General features: G+C 66.1%; 1 protein-coding gene. It reads right to left on the reverse strand.

Annotated elements, in window-relative coordinates; all coding sequences use genetic code 11:
- Positions 1–487: beta-ketoacyl-[acyl-carrier-protein] synthase family protein (locus ACFQU0_RS20635; protein WP_465262198.1), on the reverse strand; the 487-nt coding region annotated here is incomplete at both ends.

Raw genomic sequence — 487 nt, forward strand, 5'->3', positions numbered from 1 at the left:
GCTTGCACGCCTTCCACGCCGGCACGTTTCCACGCATCCTCCAACGCCTGCCTCAGGTGCGGGAACACATAGGCTTCGTTGGCGCTGCGCTCGAACTTGTCTTGCAACCGCAGCCCCGCGTTGCGGTGGCCCCAGCCGCTGATACGCGGCAGGTTCGCCAGCACCTGACCGGTGCGCTGCGCGTGCTCTTGGGCAAAGCGCGCCGAGGCCACCACGATAGCGCAGGCGCCGTCGGTGATTTGCCCGCAGTCCTGGCGCCGCGTGCCGGGCTCGATCAGCGGGTTGGCTTCGTCGTCGTCGGTGAAGCTCAGTTCGTTGAACTGCCACTGGCGCGTTTGCGCCAACGGGTTGAGCTTGGCATTGCCGTAGTTGATTTCGGCGATGCGGTTGAGGTGACGGCGGTCGAGGCCGTAGCGGCGGTCGTATTCCTGGGCGACACGGCCGAAGGCGGCCGGCCACATGTAGGTGCAGTCAAAACCTTCGTGGC

Source organism: Hydrogenophaga defluvii (genome assembly GCF_042665235.1).
Classification (GTDB): domain Bacteria; phylum Pseudomonadota; class Gammaproteobacteria; order Burkholderiales; family Burkholderiaceae_C; genus Hydrogenophaga; species Hydrogenophaga defluvii_A.